The following is a 5,253-nucleotide window of genomic DNA, read 5'->3' as shown; positions in this document are numbered from 1 at the left end:
CTCGAGTGGTGGACGGACCGGCTCAAGCCGATTTGTGATGGGTTCATCGATACGGTCCAAGGGCACCCGTCCCAGACGTTCTGGAAACACATCTTTAGTCCAAAGGAGGTGTACGGGGGATCACTCATTACGGGATGGCTGGCAGACCTCTTTCCTTACATCAAAGATTCCATCACCAAGGCTCCGACCGTCAGGAATCCGATTTTGGAAATCACCCGAGCGCACCTGATCAGCGAGTGTGGATTGTCGCCTAAGCGTGTGCCGACAGGTCTCTCTCGCGCTCCGTTCATAATCAAGTCTTCACCGGGTCACCCTGGGAAAGAGATGGAATTGATTGCCGGATTCATTGGGGTGAAACAGGAGGTGAACACTGGTCAGCTCGAGCCTGAAATCGGGTGGGCGGTCTTGGAGCAAGATGAAACCTCGCGGGTGCTTTCTCTGTTGACTTCGGTTGCCGCGCTAAGCGAACCACCACAGAAAGAAGCCATGCCACACACGGAGCAGGAGCGTCATAAGCAGTATGCCCTGATAGACGACACCGGCATGCCGAAAGAGTGTGTGCGGCTCATGCACAACTATGAGGACGGGCAGGTATTTTACGGCACCACCTCGCATCCATGGGTGTTGAGACCACTCTCCGATCTGACGCCGAGGCAGATTTGGAGCAGCAACGTCCGGATTTTTTCCCCAGGTATCCATTTTATGGACCTCGCCGACGGACGGGCCATTGTCTATGTGCCGTTTGCGGTCAACCAACATGAAAGTTCGTCGTGGTGGATTGCTGTTGGCCAACCGGATGGTCAACAATTTGTTCACAATAGTGTCATGGTCATCGCTCATGGTTTCTTGTCGTTTTTGCAACGAGTCACAGCCGCTGAAGGGCGGTACTATTTTGATGATCCCGAGTTCCAACCAGATGTCATGCTGTAGCGCCAGGCCGCTACGGAAATTTCTCGTTGACCATGCCTACGCCTAACGAACAAGTCTTACTGAAGAAGCAGAAGAACGACTTATTGGCTGCCCTGCAGATTAATGGTTTTTCACGGGGAGACTTTATCCTCACGGAGAACGAGCATTCAACCTCCCTCAATCACCGGATGACTCAATACTTTTTCACGGTCGGGGTGGGTGAAGGCTCCGTCATGGAGCTCACAGGTGCTTGCCGTACTTTTAGATATAGCATCCTCAGTTCACCAGGGCGTGACCGTTTTCGTGAAACACATCATTACTGGGATTGGAACGACGTCGTACGCGGTTTTCATGACTGGGTTACCTGCTTAACGACCGAACTCAACACGTCAGATCTCTGGAGCACGGCCTCGGGTGATACCCAGCTTCTGAAGATGGCTTCTGATCAGGACAATCGACCTTTCACACCAGAGGAACAGATCCAGATAAGGGAGGCGTTGGACCGGATCAAGTGGGTTCTCAGCAAGTGCTATGCTCTTGCAGGTCCAAGGCTGGAAACGATTGAAGCGCGACTCAGTTACTTGCAGGAGTGCGTCACCCGCATGGGTCGGAAGGATTTCGTCCATATTACGATCGGTATCCTTGTAAACACTCGTGAGCTTTTTCAGTGTGCAGGGCACCATCTCGAACCATTTCTTCGTTCCTTGACTGACCCAACACGAAGCACAGAATGAAACCGTCACGCATTCCGACCGTCACGAGAGTCCCACCCCTCGAGCGTGGCGCACGCCGCGCAGGGATCCAGATACGGGACGGCAACACTTAGATGCGGACCGTCTTCCGATCGAACCACCCTTTAGTGCCACAATCTGGATCCTTCTACGTGTAACGCCGGCCGGCTTCCATGGTCTCTCTTGGCCACATCCTGATTCTTAACCGGTCTGAAAGCACCGCGTTCGTATCCGGCGATCATCGTTGCCTCGTCCTTCCAGCACAGTTTTCTTTTTCACGCAATGGTTCTTCACGCGATTAATGGTAGCTGCGAAAGCTTTTGCTTGGGTCAAGGCTGCAAGGCAAGCGTGATGCGAATCGCTTCGTCGACGGCAGCCAGTTCTTCGTGGCTCAAGGTGTCGATTCTCGAACGCAATCGTGATTTGTCCAATGATCGGATTTGGTCGCCCAACACCCGAGCGGGCTTACCGTTGACGACGACCATGGCTTCACCGGGATACGCCGAATCGACATTGCTGGTCAGCGGCAGGACCACCACGCGAGAGCCGAAGGTATTACAAGAGTTGTTTGACACGATTACGGCAGGCCTGGTCTTCTTGATTTCAGATCCGATCGTCGGATCCAACGCCACCCAGTAAACGTCTCCTCGACGGGGCAGCTTTCTCACTTGGGCCATCCTTCGTCTTCCGTGTTTTTCCAGTCATCCTCCAATTCTTTCCGCCAGCGCTCTTTCCGGGCGGCCCGATAGGCTGCATCGAGTGTCTTTGTGTCTGGATGAAGTTTCGCCCGCACGGCGGAGGAGATAAATGCGCTGATCTTCTTCGGAGGCACTTCCTGCTTGAGTCTCGCGTAAATATCGTCATCCATCGTGATGTTCAGTCGGATTGCCATGGCACCTCCCTTAGGCGAATGCTGTATTGTATACAGCATTGATCGTTCGGGCAAGCTGACAACCGTCGGGATGTCTCCGCCCGATTCCACACAACTGTAGCAGCTCATGGTCGGTGGTCGATCATCGGATAGCGATCCAGAATGCGGCGCCGATGGTCTCGAGACTGCTCTGGTATATCGTAGCCGGTCATGATATGCGTTGCATTCGTTTATCCCAATACCAAGTCCCTTAGTGTTTGATGCGACCAAACGCAAGACTATTGAACGGAAACAGGGAGGGATCCCCATGGCGCTCTATGCTTTTGATGGAACGTGGAATGTCGACGAAGCCGATGAAATCAAGGAGACGAACGTTCTCGCATTCTGCAAATGCCTTCCTCTTGATATGAATGTGTTTTACTTGGAGGGAGTAGGGTCGCGGATTGGATTTATTGGAAAGCTCCTCGGGGGTCTGGCAGGAGCGGGCGGGCGGTTTCGGATCGCCAGAGCGATGGAGCAACTGAATCAGTATTTTGCCGAGGGGGATCGGACGATCGACATTATTGGGTTCAGTCGAGGAGCGGCTCTTGCTCTGCACTTCGCGAATCAAGTGCAGGAGGAAAAGTCGGGAGCCGAAGTGCGCTTTCTCGGTCTTTGGGACACGGTTGCCTGTTTCGGTCTCCCAGGGAATGATCTGAATATTGGTTGGGATCTCACCCTGCCCGACAATGTGAAAAAATGTTACCACGCGATGGCGCTTGATGAGCGTCGAGGGAACTTTTGTCCAACCCGAGTCATACCGAGGAAGGGGGGAGTAATTGGAGATCGCCTACAGGAAGTGTGGTTTCGTGGAGTTCATTCCGATATTGGAGGTGGACAATGTCCTGGTCTTGGAAATATTGCCCTCTGTTGGATGCTCCGGCGGGCCAAGGAAGTTGGACTTCCTGTCGTCGAGGACAAGTTGAAGCAACATGAGATCCTGTGCGATCCGGATGCCGTCGTTTCCAAGAGTTTCGACCCAATAAAAGATCCACAGCGAACGATCAATCCAGGCGATTTGGTGCATGAGTCGGTCAAAGCCCGAGGGCAATTAGAGGGAAGGGCGCACAATGACCCGCCCACCGGTGTCGTTATTACTCGTGGGTAGGGTCAGTGGGTTTGGATGTGCTCTTCTGTAAGACAACTCGGCAAAAGGCTTGGCGATGCAACTCTTTCAAGGATGATGGCACTTAACCCGGAGGAAGCATGATTCTGTCGACGACCAACAATATTGAAGGCAAGAAAGCCGTGAGGTATCTGGGATTGGTGTCCGGCGACGCGATCCTAGGCGCGAACATCTTTCGGGATTTTTTCGCGTCGATCAGGGACATCGTCGGCGGCCGATCGGCGGCCTATGAAAAAGAACTCCGCAAGGCCAAGGATATCGCCCTCGAAGAGATGCGTGAGCAGGCCAAGAACTTAGGCGCCAATGCGATTATCGGCATCGACATTGATTATGAAACCATCGGTACCAATAGCAGTATGTTGATGGTCAGCGCCAGCGGAACGGCAGTGGTGATTGAGTAACACATGCGGCAGGCTGGCGAAACTATCATCGCACAAGCTCCAACCTGGTTATACATCTCAGATTCAGCATAAGGGATTCCGCAACAGCAGTAAGAAGAAGCAATGCTTACCGGTACACGTCTTTACGATGTTCAATCGACAGAATTTCGATCCAGCCGGGTACTGTGCGGTATAGAACACGATACGGCCAGACTCGGTAGGACCACACCTTGTCCTTCTGAAATCGACCTTTGAGCGGTTTGCCTTCGGAAGGATGGTTGGCTAGGTGGCGGAGAGATTCTTTAATGCGTTCGCGGATTCCATAATCGAAGGCCTCGAGATCTTTGATGGCCTGATGGGTCAGTCTGATTTGTTTCACTGATCTTGGCCGAACACATCCTTGAACGAATGCACTCTCCCAGCCTTCGCATCTTTCAAGCCTTGCTGGAGGGCCTTGACTGTTTTTGGATTCGAAAGCAGTTCGAGGGTTTCCACCCAGCTTTCATATTCCTCAGCTCCCATTACAACAGCTTTCGGAGTTCCGTTCTTGGTCACAATGAACCGTTCTGACAAGCGATCAGCTTTATCAATCAGGGAAGAGAATCGAGAGCGAGCCTCTTTGAGAGACATGGTCTTGGTCATGGTCTTGCCTCCTGTTCATGAAGTGTACGCAATAAGGTACCCTTTTTCAAGCCAGACTAGCGCAACAACATCTTCACCAGCCCGATGCATCCCACATAGAGGACGAGCGATCCCACCATGGTCGGCCAAAAGCCGAGGCGGGGGATGCCCATGATCATGGCAAGAACGTAGACGATCCAGGGCGGGACGAACCACAGCAAGTTCTTGGCATAGTCGACCGTCGTCGATCCACCACCGTTTGCGTAGAGCAGAATAAAGGTGACGCCGGTGATGGCGGGAAAGGTGCTGGCCATGGCGGCCAGGAACGATTTACCTTGTGAGCCGAGATAGGTGGAGAAGCTCACGATCGAGCCGCCTAACAAGAAATAGAGCGCATACTTGCTGAGATCGTTCACCCCTAACCTCCCTCTACGTTTGCGTGAAACGCTTCCATAGCTTCCCTTTCTACTGTCTCGGCCTGGTCGGTATAGCGCGGCGAGAAATGAAACACCACAAGATCACGAACCTGAGCCTTGCGGGCCATGACGCCGCTTGCCCTCGCCGTTAGATGATACC

The 5,253-nt window shown here is 53.0% G+C and carries 9 protein-coding genes; 4 read left to right on the top strand and 5 right to left on the bottom strand.

Annotated elements, in window-relative coordinates:
* Both ACOSYY_RS01025 and ACOSYY_RS01020 read left to right on the top strand, forming a co-directional pair.
* On the top strand, positions 1-930 hold a 930-nt coding region (locus ACOSYY_RS01025; protein WP_421660379.1), incomplete at its 5' end, for a DUF4419 domain-containing protein.
* Between the two features lie 26 nt (positions 931-956).
* Positions 957-1,643, top strand: coding sequence for a hypothetical protein (locus ACOSYY_RS01020; RefSeq protein ID WP_421660378.1), 687 nt, complete (start codon positions 957-959; stop codon positions 1,641-1,643).
* A 326-nt stretch (positions 1,644-1,969) separates the two neighbouring features.
* Here the strand turns inward: ACOSYY_RS01020 and ACOSYY_RS01015 are convergent, their stop codons facing one another.
* The gene (locus ACOSYY_RS01015) at positions 1,970-2,308 is read right to left on the bottom strand and encodes a type II toxin-antitoxin system PemK/MazF family toxin (protein WP_421660377.1); all 339 of its coding nucleotides are present in this window, start codon (positions 2,306-2,308) and stop codon (positions 1,970-1,972) included.
* Positions 2,305-2,532: a hypothetical protein gene (locus ACOSYY_RS01010; protein WP_421660375.1), complete on the bottom strand. Its 228-nt coding sequence runs from the start codon at positions 2,530-2,532 to the stop codon at positions 2,305-2,307. Before ACOSYY_RS01010 ends, ACOSYY_RS01015 begins: the two co-directional genes overlap by 4 nt.
* Positions 2,533-2,818: 286 nt before the next feature.
* On the opposite strand from ACOSYY_RS01010, the gene ACOSYY_RS01005 reads away from it, so the two are divergent.
* Positions 2,819-3,658, top strand: coding sequence for a phospholipase effector Tle1 domain-containing protein (locus tag ACOSYY_RS01005; protein ID WP_421660373.1), 840 nt, complete (start codon positions 2,819-2,821; stop codon positions 3,656-3,658).
* A 98-nt stretch (positions 3,659-3,756) separates the two neighbouring features.
* On the top strand, positions 3,757-4,077 hold the full coding sequence (locus ACOSYY_RS01000; protein ID WP_421660372.1) for a heavy metal-binding domain-containing protein: 321 nt from the start codon (positions 3,757-3,759) through the stop codon (positions 4,075-4,077).
* 106 nt (positions 4,078-4,183) lie between these two features.
* Here the strand turns inward: ACOSYY_RS01000 and ACOSYY_RS00995 are convergent, their stop codons facing one another.
* From ACOSYY_RS00995 to ACOSYY_RS00985, 3 genes are read right to left on the bottom strand one after another with little or no spacing between them, the layout of a single operon-like run.
* Positions 4,184-4,435: a type II toxin-antitoxin system RelE family toxin gene (locus ACOSYY_RS00995; RefSeq protein ID WP_421660370.1), complete on the bottom strand. Its 252-nt coding sequence runs from the start codon at positions 4,433-4,435 to the stop codon at positions 4,184-4,186.
* Positions 4,432-4,698 (bottom strand): type II toxin-antitoxin system Phd/YefM family antitoxin, encoded by a 267-nt coding sequence (locus ACOSYY_RS00990; RefSeq protein WP_421660369.1) that lies wholly within the window; start codon positions 4,696-4,698, stop codon positions 4,432-4,434. The genes ACOSYY_RS00995 and ACOSYY_RS00990 overlap by 4 nt, the downstream gene beginning before the upstream one ends.
* 56 nt (positions 4,699-4,754) lie before the next feature.
* A complete protein-coding gene (locus ACOSYY_RS00985; protein ID WP_421660368.1) occupies positions 4,755-5,093 on the bottom strand; it encodes a hypothetical protein in 339 nt (112 codons plus the stop codon).
* Positions 5,094-5,253: the final 160 nt, after the last annotated feature.

The organism is Nitrospira sp. BLG_2 (assembly GCF_049222245.1).
Note: the sequence above shows the minus strand (reverse complement) of the source record. Positions and strands in the feature narration are given on the sequence as shown.